The sequence below is a fragment of the Nocardia brasiliensis NBRC 14402 genome (genome assembly GCF_000308475.2).
GTDB classification, from domain to species: domain Bacteria; phylum Actinomycetota; class Actinomycetes; order Mycobacteriales; family Mycobacteriaceae; genus Nocardia; species Nocardia brasiliensis.
Map to the genome: position 1 here is coordinate 22,674 of NZ_BAFT02000020.1, position 26,478 is coordinate 49,151.

The 26,478-nt window shown below is 69.0% G+C and carries 24 protein-coding genes; 12 read left to right on the plus strand and 12 right to left on the minus strand.

The window, feature by feature from the left end:
• Positions 1-96: 96 nt before the first annotated feature.
• Positions 97-1,248 carry a lipase family protein gene (locus TY25_RS04515; protein ID WP_042254294.1) on the plus strand — a complete coding sequence of 384 codons (1,152 nt, stop codon included), beginning with the start codon at positions 97-99 and terminating at the stop codon, positions 1,246-1,248.
• A gap of 1 nt (position 1,249) precedes the next feature.
• Here TY25_RS04515 and TY25_RS04520 read toward each other — a convergent pair whose 3' ends face one another.
• The 7 genes from TY25_RS04520 to TY25_RS04550 are packed head-to-tail and all read right to left on the minus strand — an operon-like array spanning position 1,250 to position 9,960.
• Complete coding sequence (locus tag TY25_RS04520) at positions 1,250-2,596, minus strand: condensation domain-containing protein (protein WP_042254295.1); 1,347 nt, start codon at positions 2,594-2,596, stop codon at positions 1,250-1,252.
• 17 nt (positions 2,597-2,613) lie between these two features.
• Positions 2,614-3,453 carry an ABC transporter permease gene (locus TY25_RS04525; protein ID WP_052382795.1) on the minus strand — a complete coding sequence of 280 codons (840 nt, stop codon included), beginning with the start codon at positions 3,451-3,453 and terminating at the stop codon, positions 2,614-2,616.
• A gap of 37 nt (positions 3,454-3,490) precedes the next feature.
• Positions 3,491-4,459 (minus strand): daunorubicin resistance protein DrrA family ABC transporter ATP-binding protein, encoded by a 969-nt coding sequence (locus tag TY25_RS04530; protein ID WP_042254296.1) that lies wholly within the window; start codon positions 4,457-4,459, stop codon positions 3,491-3,493.
• Positions 4,456-5,700 (minus strand): glycosyltransferase, encoded by a 1,245-nt coding sequence (locus TY25_RS04535; protein ID WP_042254298.1) that lies wholly within the window; start codon positions 5,698-5,700, stop codon positions 4,456-4,458. The genes TY25_RS04530 and TY25_RS04535 overlap by 4 nt, the downstream gene beginning before the upstream one ends.
• A 31-nt stretch (positions 5,701-5,731) precedes the next feature.
• The gene (locus TY25_RS04540; protein WP_042254299.1) at positions 5,732-7,078 is read right to left on the minus strand and encodes a hypothetical protein; all 1,347 of its coding nucleotides are present in this window, start codon (positions 7,076-7,078) and stop codon (positions 5,732-5,734) included.
• A 30-nt stretch (positions 7,079-7,108) separates the two neighbouring features.
• Positions 7,109-8,533 (minus strand): condensation domain-containing protein, encoded by a 1,425-nt coding sequence (locus TY25_RS04545; protein ID WP_042254300.1) that lies wholly within the window; start codon positions 8,531-8,533, stop codon positions 7,109-7,111.
• A complete protein-coding gene (locus TY25_RS04550) occupies positions 8,530-9,960 on the minus strand; it encodes a condensation domain-containing protein (RefSeq protein ID WP_042254301.1) in 1,431 nt (476 codons plus the stop codon). Before TY25_RS04550 ends, TY25_RS04545 begins: the two co-directional genes overlap by 4 nt.
• Positions 9,961-10,261: 301 nt before the next feature.
• Here TY25_RS04550 and TY25_RS43600 point away from each other — a divergent pair, with 301 nt between their 5' ends.
• Together TY25_RS43600 and TY25_RS04555 are read left to right on the plus strand one after the other, a co-directional pair.
• The gene (locus TY25_RS43600) at positions 10,262-10,408 is read left to right on the plus strand and encodes a hypothetical protein (RefSeq protein ID WP_201773641.1); all 147 of its coding nucleotides are present in this window, start codon (positions 10,262-10,264) and stop codon (positions 10,406-10,408) included.
• Between the two features lie 25 nt (positions 10,409-10,433).
• Entirely contained in the window at positions 10,434-11,102 is a 669-nt protein-coding gene (locus TY25_RS04555; RefSeq protein WP_042254377.1) for a DNA alkylation repair protein, read from the plus strand.
• Here TY25_RS04555 and TY25_RS04560 read toward each other — a convergent pair.
• A complete protein-coding gene (locus tag TY25_RS04560) occupies positions 11,071-12,786 on the minus strand; it encodes a protein-arginine deiminase domain-containing protein (protein WP_042254302.1) in 1,716 nt (571 codons plus the stop codon). The genes TY25_RS04555 and TY25_RS04560 overlap by 32 nt on opposite strands.
• A 390-nt stretch (positions 12,787-13,176) precedes the next feature.
• Here TY25_RS04560 and TY25_RS04565 point away from each other — a divergent pair, with 390 nt between their 5' ends.
• Genes TY25_RS04565 through TY25_RS04575 form a run of 3 tightly spaced genes read left to right on the plus strand, consistent with a single transcriptional unit; the run spans position 13,177 to position 16,020 of the window.
• Positions 13,177-13,794: a PepSY domain-containing protein gene (locus TY25_RS04565; protein ID WP_042254303.1), complete on the plus strand. Its 618-nt coding sequence runs from the start codon at positions 13,177-13,179 to the stop codon at positions 13,792-13,794.
• A gap of 56 nt (positions 13,795-13,850) precedes the next feature.
• Positions 13,851-15,230 carry an acyl-CoA dehydrogenase family protein gene (locus TY25_RS04570; protein ID WP_042254304.1) on the plus strand — a complete coding sequence of 460 codons (1,380 nt, stop codon included), beginning with the start codon at positions 13,851-13,853 and terminating at the stop codon, positions 15,228-15,230.
• Between the two features lie 10 nt (positions 15,231-15,240).
• On the plus strand, positions 15,241-16,020 hold the full coding sequence (locus tag TY25_RS04575) for a phytanoyl-CoA dioxygenase family protein (RefSeq protein WP_042254306.1): 780 nt from the start codon (positions 15,241-15,243) through the stop codon (positions 16,018-16,020).
• Between the two features lie 5 nt (positions 16,021-16,025).
• On the opposite strand, the gene TY25_RS04580 is transcribed toward TY25_RS04575, so the two are convergent.
• The 3 genes from TY25_RS04580 to TY25_RS04590 form a co-directional block, all read right to left on the minus strand.
• Positions 16,026-17,582 (minus strand): FAD-binding oxidoreductase, encoded by a 1,557-nt coding sequence (locus TY25_RS04580; RefSeq protein WP_042254307.1) that lies wholly within the window; start codon positions 17,580-17,582, stop codon positions 16,026-16,028.
• Between the two features lie 36 nt (positions 17,583-17,618).
• Complete coding sequence (locus TY25_RS04585; protein ID WP_042254308.1) at positions 17,619-17,903, minus strand: hypothetical protein; 285 nt, start codon at positions 17,901-17,903, stop codon at positions 17,619-17,621.
• A gap of 89 nt (positions 17,904-17,992) precedes the next feature.
• On the minus strand, positions 17,993-18,997 hold the full coding sequence (locus tag TY25_RS04590) for a LacI family DNA-binding transcriptional regulator (RefSeq protein ID WP_051727421.1): 1,005 nt from the start codon (positions 18,995-18,997) through the stop codon (positions 17,993-17,995).
• Between the two features lie 141 nt (positions 18,998-19,138).
• Between TY25_RS04590 and TY25_RS04595 the strand changes: the two genes are divergently transcribed.
• From TY25_RS04595 to rbsD, 5 genes are read left to right on the plus strand one after another with little or no spacing between them, the layout of a single operon-like run.
• Positions 19,139-20,155: a sugar ABC transporter substrate-binding protein gene (locus TY25_RS04595; protein ID WP_042254309.1), complete on the plus strand. Its 1,017-nt coding sequence runs from the start codon at positions 19,139-19,141 to the stop codon at positions 20,153-20,155.
• A complete protein-coding gene (locus tag TY25_RS04600) occupies positions 20,152-21,117 on the plus strand; it encodes an ABC transporter permease (protein WP_052382796.1) in 966 nt (321 codons plus the stop codon). Before TY25_RS04595 ends, TY25_RS04600 begins: the two co-directional genes overlap by 4 nt.
• Before the next feature lie 8 nt (positions 21,118-21,125).
• On the plus strand, positions 21,126-21,911 hold the full coding sequence (locus TY25_RS04605) for an ATP-binding cassette domain-containing protein (protein ID WP_081868664.1): 786 nt from the start codon (positions 21,126-21,128) through the stop codon (positions 21,909-21,911).
• Positions 21,908-22,876 (plus strand): ribokinase, encoded by a 969-nt coding sequence (locus TY25_RS04610; protein ID WP_052382797.1) that lies wholly within the window; start codon positions 21,908-21,910, stop codon positions 22,874-22,876. The genes TY25_RS04605 and TY25_RS04610 overlap by 4 nt, the downstream gene beginning before the upstream one ends.
• 9 nt (positions 22,877-22,885) lie before the next feature.
• Complete coding sequence (gene rbsD / locus TY25_RS04615; RefSeq protein WP_042254313.1) at positions 22,886-23,272, plus strand: D-ribose pyranase; 387 nt, start codon at positions 22,886-22,888, stop codon at positions 23,270-23,272.
• 9 nt (positions 23,273-23,281) lie between these two features.
• On the opposite strand, the gene TY25_RS04620 is transcribed toward rbsD, so the two are convergent.
• Entirely contained in the window at positions 23,282-23,731 is a 450-nt protein-coding gene (locus TY25_RS04620) for an SRPBCC family protein (RefSeq protein WP_042254314.1), read from the minus strand.
• Between the two features lie 222 nt (positions 23,732-23,953).
• On the opposite strand from TY25_RS04620, the gene TY25_RS04625 reads away from it, so the two are divergent.
• On the plus strand, positions 23,954-26,476 hold the full coding sequence (locus TY25_RS04625; RefSeq protein ID WP_042254315.1) for a molybdopterin-dependent oxidoreductase: 2,523 nt from the start codon (positions 23,954-23,956) through the stop codon (positions 26,474-26,476).
• The last annotated feature ends 2 nt before the right edge of the window (positions 26,477-26,478 follow it).

A 26,478-nucleotide genomic window follows, 5' to 3' on the forward strand; every position in this document is an offset into this window, starting at 1 on the left:
GATAGCTCAGTGATCTTCTGACCTGTAGGCAGCTGCCGGATCGGCAGCCGGGACGGAGTTGTCCCGGCGCGGACGGCAATCCCCCGAGGGGCCCGGATGACCGTTCGATGTGTGCGACCGATCGCCGCGCTGGTGCTGGCGGCGCTGGTGCTGGTCACGGGCTGCGGGAGCGAGAAGAGTGAGCCTCCGGCGCGCGAACCCGGACAGGTGATCGAGACCCGGCCGCTGATGGTCGGCGACGCGCTCGCCGCCGCCGGTACTGCGACCTATCTGCGCTACCTCTCGACGGCGGCCTCGGGACAGCCGATCGAAGTGTCCGGCGCGGTCTTCCTGCCCGCGGGACAGGCGCCGCAGAGCGGCTGGCCACTGGTCGGCTTCGGCCACGGCACGGCGGGCGTCACGGCGCGGTGCGCCCCGACCGGTTCGCCGAACCTGTTCGGCGCCGCCACCACCGTGGCGGAGCTGCTGCGTGCGGGGTACGCGGTCGCCATGACCAACTTCCAGGGCCTCGACGGTCCGGGTGCCGCACCGTATCTCGACTCCGCGAGTTCGGGTCACAACGTGCTGGACGCGATCCGCGCGGCGCGCCACCTGAAGCTGCCGCTCTCGGATCAGGTTGCCCTGCTGGGGGTTTCGCAGGGCGGCCGCGCGACCGAGGCGGCCGCCGAGTCGGCCCCGCGCTACGCTCCGGAGCTGCAGCTCGTCGCCAACGTGCTGATCTCACCCGCGCTGCGGCTGTCGATCGCGTCGAACATCGATGCCGGAACCCTGAGCACGGACCAGTACCTGGTCCTGCCGTATGTCGTGTCCGGAATCCGCGCGCAGCGACCGGATTTCGGCTTCGACCAGGTACTGCACGGCCAGTTGCTTTCCGCCGCACCGGCTTTGGCCGCCCGGTGCACCGGCGACGCGCTCGACAGCGGCGTAGCCGCCACACTGACCCCGGATCAGGCCCGGTTCACCGATGCCGCCGCGCGCGCCGTCGTCACCGACTTCCAGCAACGCACCGAGCTGCCGCAGTCCCAGAGCACGGTGCCCACGCTGCTGCTGCGCGCGAACCGGGACGTACTCGTCGAGACGGCCTGGTCCGATGCCGCGGCGGCGAACATGTGCCGCAAGGGAATTCCCTTGCGCGACGTGGTGCTGCCCGGCGATCACAACGGCTTCGAATCCGGCGGCGACCAGTGGCAGCCCTGGCTGGCCGACCGCTTCGCGAACCGCCCGGCGCAGGGTTCGACCTGCGGCTGACCTACCAGAAGTCCGGGTGCAGACCCCAGGCGGCGAACTCCTCCTCGACGAAGCCGCGCAACACATCCCGGGTCGGAAAGTGGTCCGGGTCGGCGGCGGTGACCGCGAGGAACACCTGTTCGCCGTCGCTGCACCAGGACATGTTCAGCCCGGCCTCGGTGCGCCGATACAGCTCGGTCTCGGCTTCCTTCAGCATGGGTCGCAGCAATACCGCGCGGGCCCGGTTCGCGCCCAGGTTCAGCAGCGGTCCCGCCGCGCCGCCCAGGTTGGTGCACAGGCACAGCGGCGCTTTGGAAGTGCGCGCGAGTTTGCGTGCCACCGCGTCCGGGATCACCATCTGCAGCGATTGCAGATGTTGCAGCGGCGGTACCCGATCAGGATCGTCGTACGCGGTGATCGCGGTCTTGGTCGCGGACCGGATCGCGCCCAGATCGGCGAGTTCACCCTTGCGATAGGGCACGCTGATCGGTATGCCGGTCGTCGCATTACCGCGCGGATCACCGGGCACGCGCAGCGACCGCGGGATCTCGATGCGCGCCAAGTCCCCGTCCCGGATCCGGCCGCTGCGCCCGAGCACCCCGAGGGCCGCGCCGAGCATCAACCCGTTGGCCGTGCCACCGTGCGCGGCGGCCGCGTTCTCCCATTGCGCCAGTGGGATATTCAGGATCACTTCGGCCGGGTGGTAGCGCTCCCCCAGGGGCACCACGTGGTCGTCCGGCCGGGGCGGGCGGGGCGGCTCGGCGATACCGCGTGCCCGGAACGCACGCACTATTCCGGTGCCGATGGCCCGCAGCTGTCCGGCCGCGTCGGCCAGATTGTGCCGCCACACCCCGTTTTCGGGTGCGTCGCCGACCAGTGCGCCCGAGCTGTCGGCCCGGCTCACCGGCAGCTCGGCGGCGACACGAGCGAGCGCGTCCCCGATCGCGCCGACCGCGCCGCTGCCGTCCGCGGCGATATGCGAGATCACCAGGGACAGCACGTGTCCGGTGCCGTACGGCGCGACCGAGAGCCGCCAGAGCCGGCCGGTCGACGGGTCGAACTCGACCTCCGCCTGGTCTGCCAGCCAATCGATCAGCGCACCGTCTGCGACCGGATCCTGCTGCCAGACAAGCGGAATCGACGCGTGGGCCGGTTGCCACCAGGGACGCGCCAGCGGGATGCGCGAGGTGACCACGCGCCGCGCGAGGAATCCGGCGGCGAGGTGGGCGTGGAACGCCGGCACCGCCGCACGATCCACGGGTCGATCGAACAGCAGCGCGAACTGGTTGACGATGACGGAGCCGAAAAGCCGGTCCACTCTGCGAAACAGGTCGTCGTCCGGGGTGAGGCGATTCATCGGTGCGGGCATCGGTGTTCCTTCCGCGATCAACGTGGACGCAGCGCTTTGTAGGTCAGCGGCGCGAGCACCACCACCACGATCAGTGCCCCGATCAACGACCACCACGCGTCGGCGCCGAACCGGCCGGTGTCGGCCAGTGTGCGCACCGCCGACACCAGCCGCGAGACCGGGTTCACCGCCGAGACGCGGCGCAGCCACTCCGGCATCGCCGCCGTCGGCACCAGCGCGTTGGAGACCAAGGTGAGCCCCAGCAGGATCAGCGTCGAAATGCCCTGCACCGCGGTCGGCCTGGCGACGGTCACGCCCACGTAGGCGAAGATCCAGCTCAGTGCCACGGTCACCAGCACGACGAGCAGCACCGCCACCGCACAGCCGATCGGGTGTTCGGGCCGGTAGCCCATCACCGTCCCGACGAGCACCACGATGACCGCCGCCATGCCGTAGCGGACGATCCCCGCCAGCAGCGCACCGATGATCGGCGCCAGCCGCGCCAGCGGCATCGCGGAAAACCGCTCGTGCACACCGGAACTCATGTCCTCACAGAGTTGGACGCCGGTCGCGACCGAGGAGGTGAGCACGATCTGCACCAGCACGCCGGGGATGAGGGTCGGCAGGTACGCTTGCAAGCTGCCCGCCACCGCGATGCCGAAGATGTTGCCGAACAACACCGGTCCGAGAATGGGCAGCAGCGCCGCGTCGAAGAGCAGTTGCGGGCTGCGCCGGAAGATCAGCAATCCGCGCAATGCCATGATCAGCGACTGGTATACCGCCGCTCGGGTGCCGAGGTGGCGGACCCGCGGCCGTCGATCGATCACCGGTTTCTCGCGCGCCTGGTCGGCCGCCGCACCTGCCGTCGCTATCGCCATCGCATTCTCGATTCCTGAGGTTCCAGTGCCCGCGCCATCAGACCGGCGCTCCGTGCGGTGCCTGTGCCCGGTTGGTCAGTGTGAGGAACACTTCGTTGAGTTCCGGCCGGTCGACCCCGAAGCCGCGCAAACCGACACCCGCGCGGCGCAATTCGGTCAGCACCACGGTCGCGGTGTCGACATCGCGCAGCGGCACCGAGATCGTCGCGCCCTCCGGGCTGATCCGTACCGCGTTCCCCGCCAGGCGTTCCGCGATCAGCACCGCGGTCTGCACGCCCGCCTGGTCGAGCAGGTCGAGCCGGAGCACGTCCTCGCCGACGGCAGCCTTGAGATCGTCGGCACTGCCCTCGGCGACCACGGTGCCGTTGTCGATGACGGCGATCCGGTCCGACAGCATGTCGGCTTCCTCGAGGTATTGCGTGGTGAGCAGCACCGTCACGCCCTCGGCAACCAACGCGCGGATGGTGTCCCACATCCGCATCCTGGTATGCGGGTCGAGCCCGGTGGTCGGCTCGTCGAGAAACAGCAGCGGCGGCGGAATGATCAGGGAGGCAGCCAGATCCAGCCTGCGCCGGGTGCCGCCGGACAATGTGCGCGCGGGCCGGTTCTGCGCCGCCGTCAGCTGGAACTGCTCGATCAGTTCCCCGGCCCGCGCGTTCGCGGCCCGCCGGGTCAGACCGAGCAACCGGCCGAAGATCTGGAGATTCTCTGTGGCGGACAGGCTTTCGTCCACCGAGGCGTACTGGCCGGTGAGCCCGATCATGGATCGCACCGCGGTCGCGTCCGTGGCCACGTCGTAGCCGAAGATGCGGGCGCTGCCCCGGTCGGGCCGCAGCTGGGTGGCCAGCATCCGCACGATGGTCGTCTTACCCGCGCCGTTGGGACCGAGCAGCGCGAACACCGTGCCACTGGGGACCCGCAGATCGATCGCGTCGACCGCGCGCACACCGCCGAAAGACTTGCCGAGGCCCTGGGTTTCGATCGCGATATCGGTGGCCGCGGTCATCGGAGTCCCCCTGCGTTCGCGGTACCGGCCGATCGGACGGGTAGCGCCTCGAGCAGGTCCGCCGCCTCGGACACACCCGCCCCGCGAAATCCGGTGGCGAACCGGGCGGCGCGCGCCGTGACTCCGGGATCCATCACCTGATCCAGCGCGGCCGCGAGCCTCGCGGTGGACAGGCGCGAAAACGGCAGTGCCACACCGAGCCCGAGCGCCTGCACCCGCTGGCCCCAATACGGCTGATCGGCCATGAACGAGCACACCACCGCGGGCACGCCCGCCCGCAGCGCCGCCGCGGTGGTGCCCGCCCCGCCGTGGTGCACCACGGCCGCGCAGCGCGGCAGCACCGTCGCATGGTCGACGCTGCGGAGCAGGGCGTACTCCGCGGAATACTCGCTCTCGGCGGCGGTGGCGCCCGAGACGAACAGCAGCCGCCGGCCGACCTCGCGGCACGCGACCCGCGCCTGTTCGATCGTCGCGTCGATATCCGGAACCGGCATCGAACCGAAACCCACGTAAACCGGAGCAGGCCCGGCCGCAAGCCAATTCGTCAGGTGCGGATCTTCCGCGGCCGCGGCGCCGGGCGGCTGGGTGAAGAAGCCGGTGAACGGCCGGTCCGGGCCCCACTCGGCGCGCAACCCGGGGAACAGCCGATCGTCGTAGGCCTGAATCGCGATGTCGGGCAGCGCCGATCCTCGCGGTGTCGCACCGTACAGCTGCTCGACATCCGGCGCGATCGCCCATGCCCGCGCCGCACCCAACGCCGACCAGCAGGCTCGATTCAACACACCGGGGAGCTTCGCGCCGAACCCGCTCGGCACCACCGGAACCGCCCGGTTGGGCCGGATCGGGAAGTAGTGCACCGCCGCGAACGCGACACCGGCGCGCGCGGCCACACCGCGCGCCACCTCCTCGTTCGCCATCGCCCCGACGATCACATCCACGCCGACCGCGGCCGCCAGCAGGTCGTCGGCCATCTCGGCGAAGCCCTGCCGATTCACCGCCCGCAGCGCGCGCACCCGGGCGATCGGCCCGCCCTGCCCGGCGTTCTCGAACTGGGCACGCAGCAACTCGTCGGTGTCCAAACCGAAAGGCGTTGCGGGCACCCCGCTCTCGGCTGCGAGCCGGACCAGGTTCGGCGACACGGTGAGCCGCACGTCGTGGCCGCGCCCGATCAGCTCGCGCGCCAACGCGATACCGGGCTGCGCGTCACCCCGGCTGCCGCCGAAGGCCAGCAGTGCTTTCATCGACTCACCTCGTGTTCTGGGACAGAGCCCGTTACAGGAAGACCGGGGCGAGCCCGTAGTCGTCCAAAATCGATCCGACCACAGCCGAGAGCTGCTGCCGGTCGAGCGGGTGCGGCGGATGCAGCCCTTGAATCCGCAGGCAGATGGCGTCGTTCGAGGCGACGAAGCCGCCGAACAGGTATCCGCCGCACCGGTGCACCTCGTCGAGCGCCTCGAGCCGCTGGGTGATCAGGCCGAGGCTGAAAATGCTCGCCGGGACACCGGCCACGGTGCGCACCAACGGATCCGGGCAGGTGACATACGAACAGCCGGTGGTGACCTGATCCTTCGTCAGGTCACGCGCGAGCTTCCGGAACACCGAAGGCGGCAGCACCAGGGCCAGTTTCAGGAGCGCGTCGTAGGCTCGCCCATCCGCCTCGCGGCGTTGCAGCTTTCGTTTGACCTCGGCCCGGATCTCGGTGAGGTCGTCGTTCGCGCCGGTCCGATCGACGACGAGATCGATGGCGCCGAGCGCGTTTCCCCGGGTGTCGTGCTGCGGCAGCCGGATACTGACCGGCATCGCGATCCGGGCCCGCCCCTGCTCGTCGGTGCGACCGACCCGCGTCGCCAGCTCGGCCATCACCGCGACCGCCAGCGACGCGTCGTTGCCGCCGCGCGCCTCGGCCTGTTTGCGCCATTGCTCGGCGGGCACCACGGCGAGCACGAACGGCAGGGTGAAATCGGCGGGCGGCGTTATGGTCAGCGGCGCCGGCGGGGGTGCCACCGACCCGTGGTGCGGCTGCTGCCTGGACTCCCGGATGAACCGCGCGACCGTGGGCACGGCGGGCGCCAGGGCCGCCAGCCGGCGGACCGCGGCGAACAGGTCGGAGACGAAAAGCCGGAACCGGCCGACCCGGTCCGCTTCGAACGACCACGCCCGCGGTGCCGACGCGGCGGCTTCCTCGAGCGCCCGGATCAGTGCCAGCCCGTCGGTCAGCGTGTGCGAAACCAGCAGGGACACAGCGGATCCGCCGTCGTCCAGGGTGGTCACCGAGAGTCGCCAAGCCGGTCCGCCATAGGTGTCCAGCTCGCCGCGCGCCTGCTCCGCGATCCAGTCGGTCACGTGCTCCCTGGGCAGCGCGCCCGCATAACGTTCCACCGGCGCGAACGCGTGCGCGCGCACCCAGCGGTCACCCGCGGTGCCGATGAACGGTGTCGCGGCGACCCGGCCGAGCACGCCGCGCTGCAAGAGCCGGTGGAACCGGTCGAGCGTCGCATCGCTGAGCGCGGTGTCGAACAACCAGATCGCATGGATCGACACGGTGTCCGAGCGCACCTGCGTGCGTGCGCTCGCACAGTCCAGATCCGCCATGCGGTGCGGCACCATCACTCCGACCATCGTGACCTCCTTCCGATCGATGTGCCCGTGTCACTGCCAGATGCCGGATATCGCGGCGAGCGGACACGCACTGCGGTAGTCCCCGGTCTCGGCGATCGAGACCAGGATCCGGCGCAGCCGCTGCACGTAATCCCCGGCCTGTTCCCAGGTTTCCGGCAGATCCGGCGCGCCGATGCAGACGAAGTATTCGGTGTTGTTGCGCCCCAACCAGATCGACACCGTCGAGGTGGTGCCGTCGGCGGTCAGAATGCGGGTGTCGGCCTCCGCGCCCAGCGCCTCGTCCACGGTGCGCAGGTCGAGCAGGGTGACGAAACTCGGCTCCCGGGTGACCAGGTCGGCGCCGTACCCGCGGGCGAACAACTGCGCGATCGCACCGTGTGCAGGCAACCGCGACATCTGCCTGCCGCGCTCGAGCGCGTCCCGCGCGATCGGCAGCGTCGCGGCGAAGCTCGGCACCGGCGGCAATTCGAACGAGACCGGGACGAAGTTGCAGAACCAACCCTGCGCGGTGCGAAAGCGCGCACCGAAGCGGGTGGACAGCACATTCAGCGACCAGTAGAACTCGCTGCCGGTCGTTTCGAAATCGGCCAGCGCCAGCACGCTGAACATGGCCGAGGCGACGCTCGCGCCGGTGCGGGCGAGCGCCTGATCGAACGCCGGAACCAGTTCGGCGTCGAGCAGCACCGAGCCCTCGACTCGGCGGCGATGCCGTTTCGGCGTGGGGCCGCCGCGTTCGATCGGCGACACCGGCAGCCGAAAGCCGTTCTCGGCCAGCGCATCCTGCCAGTACGGATACAGGTCCGCCGCGAGCGCGTCCGAGGCGCGGGCGCGCTCGTCGGTCGCGTAGTCGGTACTCGACCCGCCCGGGCCGGGCCAGGCCGCAGCGCGACCTGCCGTCCTGGCCCGATAGCGCTCGGTGAGTTCGAGTGCCGCCAAGGCTTGCGACATGCCATCGCTGAAGGCGTGATCGACGGCGAAGACCAGCTCGAATCCGTCCTCACCCGGCAGCACGGCGAAGGCCGCGCTCGGCCACTGCAGCGGCGAGGACACGGCGTCGAAGTAGTCGGTCAGCGCCACGGCCCAATCACCTTCGGCCCCAGCCAGTTCCCGCGTGCCGAAGTGCACGTCCTCCGGGGCGAGGATGTGCCGGACACAGCCCAGCGCGGTCGGCTCGAACCAGGTGCGCAGGCCGTCGTGCGCCCGCACGAAATCGGTGATCACCACCGTGAGCGCCGCCAGGTCCAGCGCACCGGAGATCCGCGTGACCATGCCCAGGTACACACCGTCGGACACGCCGCCCAGCACACCGTCCAGGTGGTCCTGCTGCAAGAACGACGGCGGCACCGCGGAGGTCGGCGCGGATCTCGCGGCTCTGGCGGTCGCGGCGGTGGGCGCCACGATGATCGGGCGGCGCGTCGGCCGCAGCGCGAAATCCACGCCCCCGATGCGGATCACGCGGCCCCGCAGCCGACCGCGGCGTCGATCACGTCGAGTGCCGGGACCGCGCCGCCGGCGAATTCGCGTAGGCCGCCGACGAATTCGCCGATGAACCGGTCCATCTCACTGACCGGGAACGAGGCCGGGAAGCGCGTCGAGATGTTCAATCCGTCCACGGTGCGCCCGACCCAGAAGTAGACCTCGTCCGGCGAATACGACTCGGCCCGCAGCAGGCGGTGGCGCAGGCTGCCGATCGTGTCGACGCCCGGCACCCGGCGCATGTCGACGAACGACGCACCGAAGCGTGGCGTGTCCGCGATCTCCAGCAGCTCACAGACCGGTCCCGCGGGCACCAGGGTCAGCGGCCGGACCGCCTTCAGCGCAGCCGCGGCATCGTGCAGTGCGGAGTCGAAACTCCGCTCCGGACCCACCGTGATCGAGAGCGGCACGATGTTGACGAACCAGCCCATCGACTCCGCCCACTGCGCGCTCGGCCGGGTGGCCACCGGCATGATCGTCCGGAATTCACTGTTGCCCGATACCCGATACGAGGCATAGGCCAGCGCCGCGAAGATCACGGCGGTGAGCCGGTAGCCGCGAGCGGTCGCCGCCGCCTCGATCAGGTCCGATTCGGGATCGTCGAGCAACCAGCGAGAAAAGCTGTTCTGTTCGATTTCCCGGGCCGCGTCGTGCACCGTCGAATGCAATGGCGGGAAACTCGGGAACTTTCCGTCGCAGGAATCGAAGAAATTCTGCCACGCCAGCGTCGCCGGGCAGTCCGCGGTCACCGCCGCCGCGGCCTGCCGCTCGAGCACCGCGTAATCCGCGGAACTCGCGCACGTGGTCAGGGCTTCGATGCGCGAGCCGTCGAGCAATGCCCGGTACAGCGCGCGGAACTCGTTGATGATCAGTGCCTGTCCGTAGGCGTCCATGACCGAGTGGTCGGCGGCGACCAGCACCGTGAAATCGTCGGTGTCGCGGTGCTCGATGGTCGCGACCAGGCAGTGCGGCCAAGCCGCCGGGGACAGCCGCCGTTCGAACTCGGCCGACAGGTACGGGCCGAGCTCGTCACCGTCGGAGACCGTGTCGACCACTTCGCGAATAACCTTGACCCCCAATGCCGAGCAGGTGAACCGCTGCGGCCGGGCGCCGGGCGCCGCCACCCTCGCCGTGGTGCGCAGGCCCTCGTGCCTGGCGTGCCAGACCCAGATGAGATCGCGTACCGCCCGCCGGTCCAACGGCGCGTCCATCTCGAATATCGTCCCGATCCACTTGCCGCGCCCGGGCCGTTCGTCGAGCGAATCGAATTCCCCGCAATACTTCTCGTGCTGACTCGTCAGCGGCCGATTATCCAATTCCCAGGCCTCGGCGGTTTCCGCCTCCGTACGCCACAGGGTGAGATTTCCCGAGCGGATGGGAAAATCGGACAGGCAGGTATATTCCATTTCGCCCTCATCTATCGATCATCCTCGGACAACTTCGCCGGGCCGAGGAGGGTGGCAGATTCAGAGATGATCACGCGTGAAATGCAATTCTTGGTACCGCTCGATGAGGATATAGCACGATCCGACGGCCCAGCAGCGTGATGCCCGTCACGCGTTTGCCCTGCGGAAACGCATTCGAAACCATTTTTCAGCAATGTTTCAGCTCATTCGGATATGCCGGACCCTCGCGACTATTTGGACATTTCCGCAAACCTCACTGCACACCCGGAGTTGAATTACACCTCCGCCAGGTTAATTCTGGATGAAAGGATTGGTTTCCGGCCGCCGAGCCGCAACGCAGTGCGGGGTGACCGGGCACCGGGGCGGCCCGCGCGAGATCATGGGTATCTTCGACCGCGACGCCCGGCGCGGTCACCAGCGCGGCGCGGACGACGCACAACCGAACTGATCCCTTGGACGAACGGGAGGCCGAGGTGGGCGAGACGACGGTGGCCGACGTGCTGGCCGAGTTGGCCGGCCTGGAAGATCCGAAGATCCGGGCCGTCAACGAGAAGCACGGCGACGAGCACGGGGTGAATCTCAGCCAGTTGCGCGCGGTGGCGAAGCGGCTGAAGACCCAGCAGGAGCTCGCCCGCGAGCTGTGGGCCACCGGCGACACCACCGCCCGGCTGCTGGCGACCCTGATCTGCCGTCCCAAAGCGTTCGAGCGCGACGAGCTGGACCGCATGCTGCGTGCGGCGCGCACCCCCAAGGTGCACGACTGGCTGGTGAACTACGTGGTGAAGAAGAACCCGTACGCCGAAGAACTCCGCCGGTCCTGGCTCGCCGACCCGGACCCGGTGGTCGCGAGCGCGGGTTGGGCGCTGACCACCGAACGCGTCGCGAAAAAGCCCGACGGCCTGGACCTTCCGGGACTGCTCGACGTGATCGAGGCGGACATGAAAGACGCGCCCGAGCGCCTGCAGTGGGCGATGAACCACTGCCTGGCCCAGATCGGCATCGATCATGCCGAGCATCGCGCCCGGGCGATCGAGATCGGCGAACGCCTGCACGTGCTCGAGGACTACCCGACACCGCCGAACTGCACGTCGCCGTTCGCCCCGATCTGGATCACCGAGATGGTCCGGCGGCAGGGCGGTTGACCTGCTCGATCTGTCGTAGAACATTGGATCCGCAATGGATTTCGCCGCCGCCCAGGTGCAGAGCCTCCCAGTCGTCCACATAGCGCACCGTCAGTCCCACCGATCGATAGACGTCGGTGACCGCCGCTTCGAAGACATCGCGACCGTCGACGATCGGACCCCACTGGCGGGGAGCGACGTAGTTCGAGGCGTTCATCAGCACGCCGTTGACGGCACCCGGGTAGAAGGCCACCAACCCCTCCGGCGCTTCCGGGACACCACCGGATTCGTAGAGCCCAGGGATCCGGACGAACTCTTCCGGCTGTAAGCCGACCTCGCGGACCAGGCGCTCGACGTTCTCGTCGATCTTGCGGGCGGCGACTTCGTTTCGTGCGACGAACTTTTCGTCCGCCAGCACCTCGTCGATGGTGCGATCGGAGACACCCGGGCGCGACAGCGCCCGTTCCCCGCCGTGCCCACCGCGCTGCTGTTCGCGCAGGATCTCCAGCCCGCGCCGGGGATCGGAAACGGCGGGCCGCCAACCGCGACCGCCGTTCGTCGGCAGGAACTGGACGAACTCGTCGACGTGGCCCACCACCAGCCATCCGGCGTCCAGCAGCACCGGCGCCTGAACCTGCTGCGCGGCAAAGAATTTCTCCAGTTCCCCGCTGCGTACCGCGGGGTCGTCCGCGTTGCCGATGCCGATGATCACCCGGCCGGCGGGAAACTCGCGCCCGCTGTGGGTATGCGGCGGTATCGTTTCGACGTTTCCGAACGCGTCCACCAGCCGGTCACCGAAGCCGCCGAGCTGAATCGCGCCCACGCCAGGGCCTTTGAGATCGAAGACGGCGCGGCCGCCCTCGCGCTCTGGCTGCGGCGAGCGGATCGCGATGCGCAACGAGACGTTCTTGCCGCCTGTTCCGGGCATCGACACGTAGCCGATCTCCACGAAGTCCTGTCCCCAGGTGTCGGTGGTGCGCAGCCGGATCAGGGGTGTATCGATCCCGGAAGCCTTTGCGGCCGCGCCGAATTCACCCACGAACTGCTCGTGCGATCGATCGTCGCCGCTCTCGGGCACCAGCACCGACTGCGCGGGCTGGGTGTGGTTGTGCAGGACGACGGGCGCGACGCGGAGCACGACATCGTCGGTCTCGATGCGAGCGCCCCGGCGGACGGTGAGCCGGACCGTGACCGCGCCGTCCCAGATTGCCTTGTCACGCACCACATCTCGAGCGTCGACACCGAGGGTGGCCCCGTCTCGCAACTCGATCTCGGTCAGGTTCGTGTCGGGTCGCAGCGGTACCCACGCATCTAGCCGTTTGGCGAATATCCGGATCTTGTCCGCTCCGGCGCCTACTGCCGCTACCTGTCCCGTCGCGTCGGCCGTGTCGCCGATCGGCATCGTCACCAGCGGCGCCAGGTATTCCGGTGCGCGCGCCACGTCGTCGGCGGCGTCGTGGCAGGCCGCCAGCTCCGCATCGGGGAGCTCGCTCGCGCTCGACGGGCAACGCCGCGCGACGTCGCCGATATTCGGCAGGATGATCGCGCCGTCCGACTCGGCATCGGCGTCCTTGTCGTCGACGACCCCGTCCCGATTGCTGTCGGCGCGGATCTGCGCGACGAGCCGATCCGCGGTGGGCGCCGAACAGCCGGACAGTGCCACCGCCGCAACGCCGGCGAGCAGCCAGAACCTGCGATATGCCATGCCACGCTCACTTTCGGTGTCCGGGAGGGCGTCCGCCGGCCTCGACCGGCATCGGTCGGCCCGGTACATCGCCACCGAGGGAGCGCTGTGGCATCCGAGGCCGGCGGACGGAAGTGACCGGCCGTGCCGCGCACGGCGAAACCCGAGGGGGGTGACTGGTTTCGCCGCCCTGATATGCAGGGTCCCGGCCGATCACTGGTTCCCACAGTAGGACCCGCGCGCGCTCCCCCACACCCGTCGACCGGGTGTTTCGACCAGCCGACCGGCTGGTGCGGGGTCCGTCGCCGGCGGGTTTACCACCGCGTCTGCCGGGCAATCGGGTTCTGGTGGCGCCACCGCCACCGATTCTCGACGCATTCCGATGACTTGTTCGAGCAGGAGGAATAGCGAATGAAGGCAGCACTGATCATCCCGTTCGCGGCCGCCGTGGCCGTGGCGACCGTGGCCTGCGACGACGACGGGTCGCCGGCCGCGACCGGTACGACGACCGTCGTACCGGCCGTAAGCAGCTCCGCGCCCGCCGGCACCGATACCGCGCGCGTGGACCTCGCGAACCACAAGTTCCCGATCAGCGCGCAGAACGCCCTGGAAGCGGCCCGCAAGAAGTTCGACGGCACGTTGACCGGCTTGGAGCTGGAACCCGAAGGCGTCAACACCCGCGACACTTACGTGTACAAGGTGAAACTGACCTCCGACACCGAGAAATACACCGTGCAGCTGACCGCCGACGCGGGCACGGTCGTGACCGAACACCGGGAGAACCTCGACGCGGACGAGCAGCGCACCGAACGCATGCGCGAGGCGATCAATCTCGATGCCGCTGTGCCGTTGAACGACGCGATGGCCACCGCGACGAAGGCCCGGTCCGGCCGGGTCGAGAAGTGGAAGATCGAGGGCAAGGACAATGCGGCCCAGTACGAATTCGACATCCAGGCCCCCGGCGACACCGACGAGGATTACGAGGTCCAGGTCGACGCGTACACCGGGCAGCTCAAGACGGCAGGATAAGCGCGCCGGGTCGGAGCCGTGCGAGTCGACGGGCGTCGGCTGGGTATCACCCACTCGTGACCTTCGATCTGACGCCCACGGCCGCACAGCACGACCTGGCCAAACGTGCACACGAATTCGCGCGGGACTGCATCAGACCGGTGGCCGCGCACTATGACAAAGCCCAAGAGTTCCCGTGGCCGGTGCTCGAAGAGGCCGCCGAACGCGGGTTCTACAGCCCGCTGTTCTACCGCGACCTGATCGGCGACCCCACGGGGCTGTCCCTGCCCATGTTCATGGAGGAGGTGTTCTGGGGTTGCGCCGGGATCGGGCTCGCGGTGGTGATGCCCGCGCTGGCCCTGTCGGCGATCGGCAAAGCCGCCACACCCGAGCAGATGTTGCGATGGGCGCCCGAGTGTTTCGGTACGCCCGGGGATCTGAAGCTGGCGGCGCTCGCGATCTCGGAACCGGAGGGCGGCAGCGACGTACGCAATCTGCGCACCCGGGCGACCCGCGACGGCGACGACTGGATCATCGACGGCCACAAGATGTGGATCGGCAACGGCGGTATCGCCGACGTGCACGTGGTCAACGCGGTGGTGGACGAGGAACTCGGGCATCGCGGCCAGGCGCTGTTCGTGATCCCCGGCGGCACACCGGGATTGGAGCTGGTCCGCAAACTCGACAAACTAGGTTGCCGGGCCTCGCACACGGCGGAGCTGAAATTCGATCGGGTGCGGATCCCCGGGGACCATCTGCTCGGCGGCGTGGACAAGCTCGAACACACTTTGGCCGCGCGCCGGGCCGCGGCCCGCGGCAACGGACGCTCCGGCTCGGTCACGCTGGGGACGTTCGAGCAGACCCGCCCGATGGTCGCGGCGCAGGCGCTGGGCATCGCCAGGGCGGCTTTGGAATACATGACCGGGTACGCGAAAGAACGGGAGGCGTTCGGCGCGCCGATCATCGACAACCAGGGCATCGCCTTCCCGATCGCCGATCTGGCCACCCAGCTCGACGCCGCGCGACTGCTGACCTGGCGTGCCTCCTGGATGGCGGCCAACGGGGTGCCGTTCGAACGCGGCGAAGGATCGATGTCGAAGCTGGCGGCCAGCGAGGTCGCGGTGCGCGCCACCGAACGCGCGATCCAGACCCTCGGCGGCTGGGGCTACATCACCGACCATCCGGTGGAGAAGTGGTACCGAGATGCCAAGCTGTACACCATCTTCGAGGGCACCAGCGAGATCCAGCGGATCGTGATCTCGCACGCACTCGGCGCAGCCGAAGGCCGGCCACCGCTGCACGTAGACCTAGCGCCCTCCGGCGGACCACTCAGCAAGGTCTTCGGCCGCGGCACCGCGACCAGAACCAAAGCCGCGGCGGCCGCCTTGAACCTGAAAGACCGTGTCCCCCAGCCCATAGTCCAAGCCGCAATGCGCCTACTCCGACCACCCCGCTGAGGCGACCGCCGTGCTCGACGCAGCACAGATCACCGCGTTCATCCAGGACGGATTCATCCGCATACCGTCGGCGTTCCCGCCGGAGCTGGCGCAGCAGTGCCGGGAGATCATCTGGCCCGACACGGGTTGCGATCCCGACGATCCGGCTACCTGGACCGAGCCACTGGTGCGGATGCCCGAATACGACGCCGAGCCGTTCCGCAGAGCGGTCCGAATGCCCGTGCTGGAGCGAACTTTCGACCAGCTGGTCGGCCCCGGCCGCTGGGTCCGCCGGTCCGGGCTCGGCAGCATACCGATCCGGTTCCCCCATGCCGACCCCCCGGCCGACGACTACTGGCACTTCGAAGGCAGTTACCTGCCCGCCGACTGGCGCGGACACACCTGGACGAATTATCGATCTCGCGGCCGCGCCCTGCTCATGCTGTTCCTGCTGAGTGATGTCACAGAGGTGGACGCACCCACCAGGATTCGAGTCGGCTCGCATCTGTTCGTACCTCGTCTGCTGCTCCGCTACGGTGAAGCGGGCATCGACGCCACGCGGATCGAGGAGACCGGTGTCTTGGCAGCCACCTCCGGCCTCCCGCTCGCCTGCGCCACCGGCAGCGCGGGCGATGTGTATCTGTGCCATCCGTTCTTGATCCACGCGGCACAGGCGCATCGTGGCACGACGCCGCGTTTCCTGGCACAACCCGCGTTGGCGCCCGCGGTGCCGCTGGAAGTCGACCGTGCCGACGGCGCATACTCCCCCGTCGAACGCGCCATCAGGATCGGGCTCGGCAGACCGAGCTGAGCGCACTACGGCTCGATGGCCAAAGGGTGGCGGAAGATGTTGTGGGGGTCCCACTTTGCTTTGGCGCGCTGGAGACGGGGGTAGTTGTCGCGGTAGTAGAGGGTGTGCCAGGGGGTGTCGGAGGTGTTCCAGCGAGGGTCGCGCAGGTCCGGGTCCGGGTAGTTGAGGTAGGCGCCGCCGTCGGTTTCGCCGGGGACCGGGACGCCGCCGGTCGCGGCGTAGACGTCGCGGTACATTTCGCGTGCCCAGCGCAGGTAGGCGGCATCGTCGGCCGCGTTGCGCCAGGCCGCGTGGATGAGCATCGTCATGAACGAGTCGCGCACCGGCATGGCGGTGGCGTCGGCGGGTCTGGCGTTGATCGCGCCGCCGAAAGGCAGGAATTCCAGCTGGGATTCGCCCAGGTAGCGAAGGTCGGTGAGGTAGCGGTACAGCGTCTGCACTTGCTCGGCAGTGTAGGGCCGACGCAGGTACGCCGATTTCACTTTCACCCGCGGCGGCAGCGGACCCTTGGCGTAGTAGACCTGAGATACCGTGTCCGAGTACGACTTTCGTTCGAGTGGCGGAACCAGAGGCGGCGGCCACACCCCGTCCCCGACGGCCGCGACGAACTCGTCGTAGCGTGCCGCGGCGTCACCCTGCGCGCCGTCGAGCAGCACCAGGATGTCGCACGCACCACCGGGTTTGACGTGCAGCGGCGCATACAGACCGGTGAAAGGACTGTCCGGCGCGCTGTTTCGCGCGAAGAAGTCCAGGTAGTTACCGACGAACCGCACGAACGATCCCTCACTCATGATCGGCAACACCAGCCGGGCGTGCAGCATGCTCGCGGGCGGCCGGGGCAGCGGCCGATCCGGATCCGCATCGGGAGAGCGCAGCAGAAACCGCGTCACCACACCGAAATTGCCGCCCCCTCCGCCGGTGTGCGCCCACCACAGCTCCGGGTTCGGACCGTCCGCGGTGGCGGTGCGCACCGACGCCGTCCCGGACGCGTCGACCGTCACCACCTCGATGCCGTAGAGGTGATCGGCGGTGAGTCCGAGCCGCCGCGACAGCGGGCCGTACCCGCCGCCGCACAGAAACCCGCCCGCGCCGACGCCGAGGCAGATCCCGGCCGGCACGGTCACCTGCCAGCCGTGCGCCAAACGCTCGTACATCGTGCCGAGTTCCACCCCGGCCCCGACGGAATAGGCTCGGTGCCGCTCGTCGAACGTCACGGCGGCGAGTCGGCTCAGATCGATGATCGCCTGGGTTTCCGGATTGTCGACCAGGCCGTCGAAGCAATGACCACCCGAGCGCACCGCGATCCGCAGCCCTTCGGCGACCGCCTGCTGCACCGCGTCGCGCACCTGCGCCGCATCGACCGGTACGAAGATCTTGCGCGGCGCGGCGACGAATCTGCGGTTGTATCCACGCATGGCGAGCCGTGCGTATTCCGCATCGCCGGGCACGACGACCTCGGGCCCAGCCGCCGCGGGTGCGGCACGCGCCGGGGCGCCGCCGACCACGATCCCACCGGCCCCGGCTCCTGCCGCCCCGAGGAATCGCCGCCGCGACAATGGCATCCGCACACCCTCTCGTTCGAGCCGAGCGACGGACGTTCAGTCGTTGCGGAAGCCTTCCGCACGATGCGACAGCCGTTCAGCGAATGTTTCCGACCATGCCACCGATTCCAGTTCGTCGGCCACGCGCGGCGTGCGCCGCACCGCGGGCGCGCGCACGGCGGAATGGTGCCGCGCACCACCCTCCGGCCTGGATTCCAGCGCCAGCAGCCGCACACCCCAGCAGACGTACGCCTCCAGGCTCATCCCCGCACACTCGGCCGCATACTTCAGAGCGCGCCACTCGGTCTTGTCCACGGTCACCGTGATATCCCTGGTTGCCATGCGCAACCACGGTAGTCCGACAACGCCGCGCGCAAGGCGGTTCGCGCTTTTGTCGCCGGACGCTAGGCGTGTCCGCACGGGCTGATCTGCTAAAACGCGTCGGGACAGCCGCACGAGCCGCGGGTCTCGAGTTCCGCGGCCAGACTCACGACGCCGGGCTCGGCCGCCCCGGTGTCGATCTGGCGCAGCAGCAGCTCGACCGCGAGTTCGCCCATCTTCCTGGTCGGCTGCACCATGGTGGTCAGACCCGGCCTGGTGTATCGGGAGTACTCGATGCCGTCGAAGGCGACGACGGCCAGATCGTCCGGGACGCGCAGACCGGCGTCGTAGGCCGCACGCAGCATGCCCATCGCCTGCAGATCGCTCGTCACGAAGACCGCGGTCGGCGCGGGCGTGCCCGCCATCAGCCTGCCGAGCGCGTGGTAGCCCGCCGCGCCGCCGAATTCGGTACGCACGATGACACTTTCGGGCAACCCGGCCCGGTGCAGCGCTTCCCGATAGCCCGCGACGCGCTCCTCCGCGGTGGACACGTGCGGTCCGCTGAGACAGGCGATGTCGCGGTGCCCGTGCGCGATCAGGTGCTCGACCGCGGTGCGCGCGCCCGCGACGGAATCACACATGACGTGCGCGCACCGCAGCGGGTCGATGATCCGGTCCACCGCGATCAGCGCCATGTCCGCCGCCGCGCACGCCTCGGCGACGCCGGATTTCCAGGACGACGAAATCGCGAGCAGCCCTTCGACTCTGCGGTCGATGAACGAGCTCACGTACGCGCGCTCGCGCGCTTCGTCGCCCGCGGCGTTGCCGACGATGAGCGGGTAGCCCCGGGCGAACGCCGCCGCCTCGATCACGGCGGACAGTTCGGCGAAGAACGGGTTCGCGCCGTCGGGGATGACCATCCCGAGCGCGTGCCCGCGGTTCATCCGCAGGCTGCGCGCGGACAGGTTGGGCCGGTAGCCGAGCTCCTCGATGGCGGCCTCGATCCGCGCGCGGGTGGCGGGCGCGACCTGGCGCGGACCGCCGTTGATCACATAGCTGACCAAGGCGGGTGAGGTGCCCGCGCGCCGGGCGACGTCGGCTCGGGTGACTGCCATCGCGATTTCTCCTGTCTGCCTTGCCATTCTCGCGAACTGGCCGGAAGACCCTTGACAGCTCGTGACACAGGTCACACACTACACATCAACACGTGTTGTCAACACGAGTTGAGAATGAGCCCAGGATAGGTCGAACACCAGATGAACTCACGATTCAGGTACGCGGTCGTCGGCATGGCCCTCGTCAGCGCGGTCGCGCTCACCGCAGGCTGCGGCCGCGGCGAGGACGCGTCGTCCGATTTCAAGATCGCGGTCGTCACGCGCAACTTCACCAACCCCTACTGGGCCGCGCTGCGCGACGGCGCGAAGGCCGAGGGTGCGCGGCTCGGGGTCGATGTCGCGGTGCAGGCCGGGCAATCCGAGACCGACGCCGACGGCGAGAACGCCCAGATCTCCACCCTCGCGGCCCAGGGCTACGACTGCTTCGCGGTCGTGCCGGTGAACGGCACCAACGTGATCACGCCGCTGGTGCCGGTGGCCCGCAAGAACATTCCGATCCTCAACCTGGACACCCAGATCGATGCCGAAGCCTCGAAACAGGCGGGCGTCGAGTACGCGAGCTTCATCGGCTCCGACAATCTGGCCGCGGGCCGGATCGCGGCGGAGAAGATGCTGGAGGCGCTGGGCGGCACCGGGAAAGTGGTTGTGCTGCAGGGCATCGCCGGTGAGCAGAACGGCATCAACCGGGACAAGGGCTTCAGCGACGCAGTCGCGGGCAAGCTGGAGATCGTGCAGCGCACCCCCGCCGACTACGAGCAGGACAAGGGTCTCACGGTCACCGAGGCGATCCTGAAGGCGCACCCCGATATCACCGGCATCTTCGCCGCCAACGACACGATGGGCCTCGGCGCCGCCCAGGCGATCAAGAACGCCGGCCGCACCGGCCAGATCAAGGTGATCTCGGTGGACGGCATCCAAGCCGCCCTCGACGCGGTCAAGGCGGGCACGCTGTACGGCACGGTGACCCAATATCCTTACGCCGAAGGCGAACTCGCGGTGCAGGCCTGCCTCGCCAAGCACCAGGGCAACGACATTCCGGCGCGCGTGGTCGCCCCGATCGCGTTCATCGGCAAGGACAACGTCGAGCAACAGATCGCCGCGTTCCCCAGGCCCATCACCGCATTCGACAATCCGCTCGCCGGACTGGTGCACAAGTGAGCAGTGTCGCCGCCGTCGCACCCGACCGGGGCGGCGACCGGCGCATCTCCGCCCGCCTCGCCGAGTTCGCCGCGCCTATCGCCCTGGTCCTGGTGTGGGTGGCGTTCTTCATCGCCACCCCGAACTTCTTGACCGCCAGTAATATCGACGACCTGCTCGTCGCTTCGACGATTCTGACCGTACTCGCGCTCGGCCAGCAGTTCGCCGTGGTCGTCGGCGGCATCGACCTTTCGGTCGGCGCGACGCTGCCGTGGTCGGCGGCTCTGCTCGGCTATCTGACCAGCCACGGGTACCCGGTGACCGTCGGCATCGTGGCCGCGATCGCCGGCGGGCTGGTCGTCGGGGTGGTCAACGGGGTGCTGATCGGCCGGTTCCAGATGACCGACTTCGTGGTCACACTCGGCACGCTGAGTGTGCTCAGCGGCTGCACCCTCCTGCTCACCAGCGGTAACAGCGTCGCCGTGAATTCGCCCTTCCTGCAAAGCCTCGCGCTCGACGGGGCGGGCCCGTTCCGCTGGTTCTGGCTGCTGGCGCTGGTCGCGGCGCTCGGCGTGGCGGGCATCCTGTTCCGGACGCGGCTGGGCACCCACCTGCTCGCGACCGGCGGCAATATCGACTCCGCGCGCGAGACCGGCATTCCGGTGCAGCGCATCCGGTTGATCGCCTACCTCGCGTGCGGGCTGCTGTGCGGCGTCGCCGGCGTCATGCTCGTCGCGCGCAACGGCGGCGCGGACCCCTCATTGCAGACCACCTATCTGCTGAGTTCCATTGCGGCCGTGGTGCTCGGCGGATCCTCGCTCAGCGGCGGCAAGGCCTCGGTCCTCGGCACCGTCTGCGGCGCGGTCCTTTTCACGTCGCTGATCAACGGGTTCACCATTCTCGGGATCTCGCAGTACTACCAACCGGTCGCGGTGGGCGCGGTACTGCTGCTCGCAGCGGCGATCTCGCGCTTCCGAAAGTAGTTGATGTGATGACCAAGCCGATGGTGGAGGCGCACGGCCTCACCAAGTCGTTCGATTCCGTCCGCGCCCTCGACGGCGTCAGCCTGACCATCCCCGAGGGCGAGGTGACCGCGCTGGTCGGCGACAACGGCGCGGGCAAGTCCACCCTGGTGCGCTGCCTCACCGGCGTGCACCCGCCCGATACCGGGGAGATCCTGTTCCGCGGTGCGCCGGTGCGGCTCGGATCGCCGGAGGACGCCAGGAGGATGGGCATCGAGACGGTCTACCAGGACCTCGCGCTGATCGACGATCTGGCGGTCTGGCAGAACCTGTTCCTGAATCGTGAACTCGTGCACCGGATCTGGCCGCTGAAAATCCTCAACCGCACGGCGATGATCGCGCAGAGCGTGGACATCCTGCGCGATCTCGACGTGGACGTCCCCTCGGTCCGGACCACGGTGCGCCGGATGAGCGGCGGTCAGCGCCAGAGCATCGCGATCGCGCGCGCGGTCGCCTGGGGTAAGGCCATGGTGATCATGGACGAGCCGACGGCCGCGCTCGGCGTGCGGGAGACCGCCGCGGTGGAGAAGCTGGTGCGCGGACTGCGCGACCGCGGGGTCACCGTGCTGATCATCAGTCACGACCTCGCGCAGGTCATGCGGATCTGCGACAACGTCGTCGTGCTGCGCCGCGGCCGCTCGGTGGCCGCGCACCCGGTCCGGGAGATCGACGGCGACCGGCTGGTCGCGCTGATCACCGGCGCGGCACAGGGCAATCTGGAGGCGAGCGCCGCCGCGACGACGGAGGTGTCGTGACGGGTCAGGTCGCCGTGATCGGCTCGATCAATCAGGACATCGTCTGCGAAGTGCCCGCGCTGCCGGGCCCCGGCGAGACCGTCTTGGCCGTCGCGGCGCGAACCAACCTGGGCGGCAAGGGATCCAACCAGGCGGTGGCCGCGGCGAAGGCGGGCGCGAGGGTGCAATTCATCGGGCGGATCGGCAGTGACGCGACCCTGTCGCGCTGCCGGGAAGCCCTGACCGGCATCGAATCGGCCACGCTGCGCGAGGTTCCGGGCGCCCGGACCGGGACGGCCTACATCACGGTGGCGGCGGGCGAGAACCAGATCGTGGTGGACCCCGCCGCCAACTACCACTGGGAGTCCGCCGCCGTCCTGGACACCATGCCGGAGGCCGCGCTGCTGACCGGTGCCGATGTCGTGGTGGCGCAATTGGAGATCCCGCTCGCCGTGGTCGCCTGGGCGGCGAGCCGCGCGCGCCGATTCGTGCTCAATGCCGCGCCGGCCGCGGCACTCGACGACGCGGTGCTGCGCCGGTGCGACCCGCTGGTGGTGAACGAGCACGAACTGGCACTGATCAGCGGCCTGCCGACCGGCGACCGGGAGCAGGCCGCCCGAGCCGCGCGCTCGCTGTGCCATCGGGGCGCGCGCTCGGTGGTCGCTACCTTGGGTGCCGCCGGTTCAGTCGCCGCAGATGGTGACGCGAGACTCACCTATCACGAAGCGCCACAGGTGGACTCGGTGGATTCCACCGGCGCCGGCGACGCCTTCGTCGGCGCCCTCTGCGCCGCCCTCGCCGACGGACTCGACCTCGATGCCGCCGTCACCTACGCCACCGCCGCCGCGGCACTCTCGGTCCGGTCACCCGGAACGCACGCGTCCTATCCGACGCGACCCCAGATCATCGCCGCACTGGCCACCGTGCCGCGCCCCGTTCCGCTCGATCTGCCGGACCCGGCCGCGAGCCCCCATCAGCCGAGATAGGAAATCCTCATGCGCACAAGCGGTCTGGTCCACGCCGAGCTGATCTCGGCCCTGGTCGCGCTACGCCACACCGACACCTTCGCGGTGAGCGACTCCGGACTTCCGGTGCCGCCCGGCGTCCGCGTCATCGATCTCGGAATCAGCTACGGGTTACCCCGTTTCGCGCAGGTGGTCGAGCTGATCCTGGACGAGGTCACCGTCGAAGCGGCGTGGGGTAGCGCCGAGGTCACCGCGACCAACCGGGAGGCGGCGGACCTGCTCGAGCGGCTCGACGCCGAACTGCTCGACCACGAGACGTTCAAGGAACGAATCGGGCAGTGCCGCTTCGTGGTTCGCACCGGCGAGGCCCTCCCCTACGCCAACGTGCTGTTCCGGGCGGGCGTGCCCTGGCGGTAACCGCATCGCTCACTTCGTTGCGAGACGCGCGGCATGCGCGGCGAGGCCGTCGGCCATCTGCTGCATCACGCGCTGCATGGTGCTCTTCATCAGCCAACCCATACCCCACCTGGGGGTGTAGGTGCCGTGCCAGTGGATGGTCGTGCGGCCCTCGGGCGTGCCGGTCAGGTCGATGACCGCCCGGTACTCGCGGATGGCCGGGTTGAACGCGTCCTCGTAGGTCAGTTGCCGCTCCTCGATGAGCCCGGTCAGCCGTTCCCCGGTCACGACGCGCCCGGTGCGGAACGCCCGCACCGCACCGACCGGATCGTGGCCGTCCCGGTCGAGCCCGCGGGAACGTTCGACTTCCAAGCGGTCCACCGTCGACCAGACGGGCCAGGTCCTGGCGTCGATCAGCAGTGCCCAGACCACGGCGGGCGGCGCGGCCGCGGTCGCGACCGCATCGTAGCTCTGCCGCATGAGACTCCTTCCGTCTGCGCGAGTTGTGGTACCGGCTCGAACGTATCGCCGCGACGGCACCGGGCACGATGCGCGGAATTGCCCGGCCTCGATCAGTTCTTGCGCCCAGCGCGCGGACATACGCGTTACCGCTTGTAACAAGCAGATTCTTAGTAGTACGATCGGTCTATTCATGCTCCGGCAGCGAGCAATCGTGTACGAGGCCCATCGCAGGAGGAATCCGTGTCCGCAGAGCAGACGCGTCGCCCAGAGCCCGAGCAGCCCGCCGGCCCCGCCGCGGACGAATGGCACAAGTCCGCCTGCATCCTGTGCGAGTGCAACTGCGGCATCGAGATCAAACTCGACGATCGCAAGCTGAGCCGGATCCGCGGCGACAAGGACCACCCCGCCTCCGGCGGCTACACCTGCGAAAAGGCCCTGCGCCTGGATTTCTATCAGAACGGCAGGCACCGGATCACCAGTCCCCTGCGCCGCCGCGATGACGGCACCTACGAGGAAATCACCTGGGAGACAGCGATTTCCGAGATCGCTGCGAAACTGCTGGCGGTCCGGCGCGAGCACGGCGGCGACAAGATCTTCTTCTACGGCGGTGGCGGACAAGGCAATCACCTCGGCGGCGCGTACGGCAAGTCGCTGATGGCGGCGCTCGGCGCGAAGTATTACTCGAACGCGCTGGCGCAGGAGAAGACCGGCGAGATGTGGGTGGACGGCAAGCTGTACGGCGGCCACACCAAAGGCGACTTCGAGCACTCCGAGGTAGTGCTCTTTCTCGGGAAGAATCCGTGGCAGTCGCACAGTTTCCCGCGGGCGCGGCCCACCCTGAAAGCCATCGTCGCCGATCCGCAGCGGGCGATGATCGTCATCGATCCACGACGCAGCGAGACCGCCGAGATGGCGGATTTCCATCTCCAGGTGCGGCCGGGCACCGACGCGTGGTGCGTCTCGGCCATGCTGGCGGTGCTGGTCGAAGAGGATCTGCTCGATCACGAATTCCTGCGCGAGCACACCGCAGACGTCGCGCCCGTGCTCGCCGCGCTGGCCACCATCCCGGTGGCCGAGTTCGCCGCGCACTGCGGCGTACCGGAAGACCTGCTGCGCACCGCGACTCGGCGCTTCGCTGCCGCCCGCAGTGCCACCACCTACGAGGACCTCGGCATCCAGCAGGCCCCGCACAGCACCCTGGTGTCGTATCTGAACAAACTGCTGTGGATCCTCACCGGCAACTTCGGCCGCCCCGGCACGATGTATCTGCATTCGACCTTCGCCGCGGTCGCGGGCACCGGCGGCGCGCCGAAAGGCAAGCCCGCCTCGGGTGTCCGCAAGCAGCTGAAAAAGGCGACGTCCGAAACGATGTCACGCGGTGCGGCCGCTTTGTCCGCGCTGCTGCCCACGCTCGCTTCGGCACCCGTGACGGCCGCACCGACCCGGCGACTCACGCGCACGCTGCTGCGCACCGCCGTGCCGACGCTCGCGGCCGGACTCGGCGGGCTGGGCGGTGGCAGCGCCGCGGGCGGCAAGACCACGCCGGTCACCGGCGCCCGCATCATCGCCGGACTGGTACCCGCCAACTCGATCACCGAGGAGATCCTCACCGATCATCCGGACCGCTTCCGGGCGATCTGGATCGACAGCTCCAATCCGGTGCATTCGCTGGCGAATTCGGAGCGGATGCGCGAGGCGATGCGCAGCCTCGAGCTGTCGGTGGTGATCGACGTGGCGATGACGGAGACCGCGCGGGTCGCCGACTATGTGCTGCCCGCGAGCAGCCAGTTCGAGAAGTGGGAGTCGACCTTCTTCAATGTCGAGTTCCCGCACAACACTTTTCAGCTGCGCCCACCGGTGCTCACCCCGCTGCCCGGCACGCGGGCCGAATCCGATATCTACACCGGTGTCGTTCGCGCACTGGGGCTGGTCGATCCGGCGCTGGTCGACCGACTCGTCCGGGCGCGCCAGGTAGGCAAGGACGAATTCGCCCTGACCTTCTTCAGCGCGGTCGCGGGTAACCCCGCCCTGATGAATCTCGCGCCCTATCTGCTGCACGAGGCGCTCGGCCCACACCTGCCCGCCGGCGCGGCAAACGCCGCGACACTGTGGGGAGCCGCGCACCTGTGCGCGTTCGCCAACCCCGCCGCGGTGCGCCGCGCGGGATTCACCGGCACCGGAATCGAGCCCGGCGAGAAGCTGTTCGAGGCCGTCCTGACCCAGCACGCCGGCGTCACGTTCACCGTCGACACCTGGGACGATGTCTGGGCCTACGTCAAACGGCGAGACCGCAGGTTCACCGTGCACATTCCGGAGCTGCTCGCCGAACTCGATCGGTTGCGCACCACGCCACCGGATTTCACCACCGCGGAGTATCCGTTCACGCTGTCGGCGGGCGAACGGCGCTCCTTCACCGCGAACACCATCATCCGCAATCCCGACTGGCGGCGGCGCGGCGGCGCGGGCGAGCTACGGATAAGTCCCGCCGACGCACAGGAACTCGCCCTCGACGACGGAGCACGCGTCGCCGTCGTCACCGAAACCGGCCGGGCGACAGCGATCGTCGAGATCAGCGCCATGATGCAGCAGGGCCATATCTCGCTGCCCAACGGCCTGGGCCTGGACACCACCGACGGCAGCGGGCAGCCGATCCGAATCGGGGTAGCCGCAAACGAATTGACCTCCGTCGAACGACGCGACCGGTTCGCGGGCACGCCCTGGCACAAGAACGTGCCCGCACGGATCGAGCCGGTACGGGACTGACC

Coding starts and splice junctions, on each gene's coding strand:
- TY25_RS04515 (WP_042254294.1), top strand. CDS start 97: ATGACCGTTCGATGTGTGCGACCGATCGCCGCGCTGGTGCTGGCGGCG.
- TY25_RS04520 (WP_042254295.1), bottom strand. CDS start 2,596: ATGCCCGCACCGATGAATCGCCTCACCCCGGACGACGACCTGTTTCGC.
- TY25_RS04525 (WP_052382795.1), bottom strand. CDS start 3,453: ATGGCGATAGCGACGGCAGGTGCGGCGGCCGACCAGGCGCGCGAGAAA.
- TY25_RS04530 (WP_042254296.1), bottom strand. CDS start 4,459: ATGACCGCGGCCACCGATATCGCGATCGAAACCCAGGGCCTCGGCAAG.
- TY25_RS04535 (WP_042254298.1), bottom strand. CDS start 5,700: ATGAAAGCACTGCTGGCCTTCGGCGGCAGCCGGGGTGACGCGCAGCCC.
- TY25_RS04540 (WP_042254299.1), bottom strand. CDS start 7,078: ATGGTCGGAGTGATGGTGCCGCACCGCATGGCGGATCTGGACTGTGCG.
- TY25_RS04550 (WP_042254301.1), bottom strand. CDS start 9,960: ATGGAATATACCTGCCTGTCCGATTTTCCCATCCGCTCGGGAAATCTC.
- TY25_RS43600 (WP_201773641.1), top strand. CDS start 10,262: ATGAAAGGATTGGTTTCCGGCCGCCGAGCCGCAACGCAGTGCGGGGTG.
- TY25_RS04560 (WP_042254302.1), bottom strand. CDS start 12,786: ATGGCATATCGCAGGTTCTGGCTGCTCGCCGGCGTTGCGGCGGTGGCA.
- TY25_RS04565 (WP_042254303.1), top strand. CDS start 13,177: ATGAAGGCAGCACTGATCATCCCGTTCGCGGCCGCCGTGGCCGTGGCG.
- TY25_RS04580 (WP_042254307.1), bottom strand. CDS start 17,582: ATGCCATTGTCGCGGCGGCGATTCCTCGGGGCGGCAGGAGCCGGGGCC.
- TY25_RS04585 (WP_042254308.1), bottom strand. CDS start 17,903: ATGGCAACCAGGGATATCACGGTGACCGTGGACAAGACCGAGTGGCGC.
- TY25_RS04590 (WP_051727421.1), bottom strand. CDS start 18,997: ATGGCAGTCACCCGAGCCGACGTCGCCCGGCGCGCGGGCACCTCACCC.
- TY25_RS04595 (WP_042254309.1), top strand. CDS start 19,139: ATGAACTCACGATTCAGGTACGCGGTCGTCGGCATGGCCCTCGTCAGC.
- TY25_RS04605 (WP_081868664.1), top strand. CDS start 21,126: ATGACCAAGCCGATGGTGGAGGCGCACGGCCTCACCAAGTCGTTCGAT.
- rbsD (WP_042254313.1), top strand. CDS start 22,886: ATGCGCACAAGCGGTCTGGTCCACGCCGAGCTGATCTCGGCCCTGGTC.
- TY25_RS04620 (WP_042254314.1), bottom strand. CDS start 23,731: ATGCGGCAGAGCTACGATGCGGTCGCGACCGCGGCCGCGCCGCCCGCC.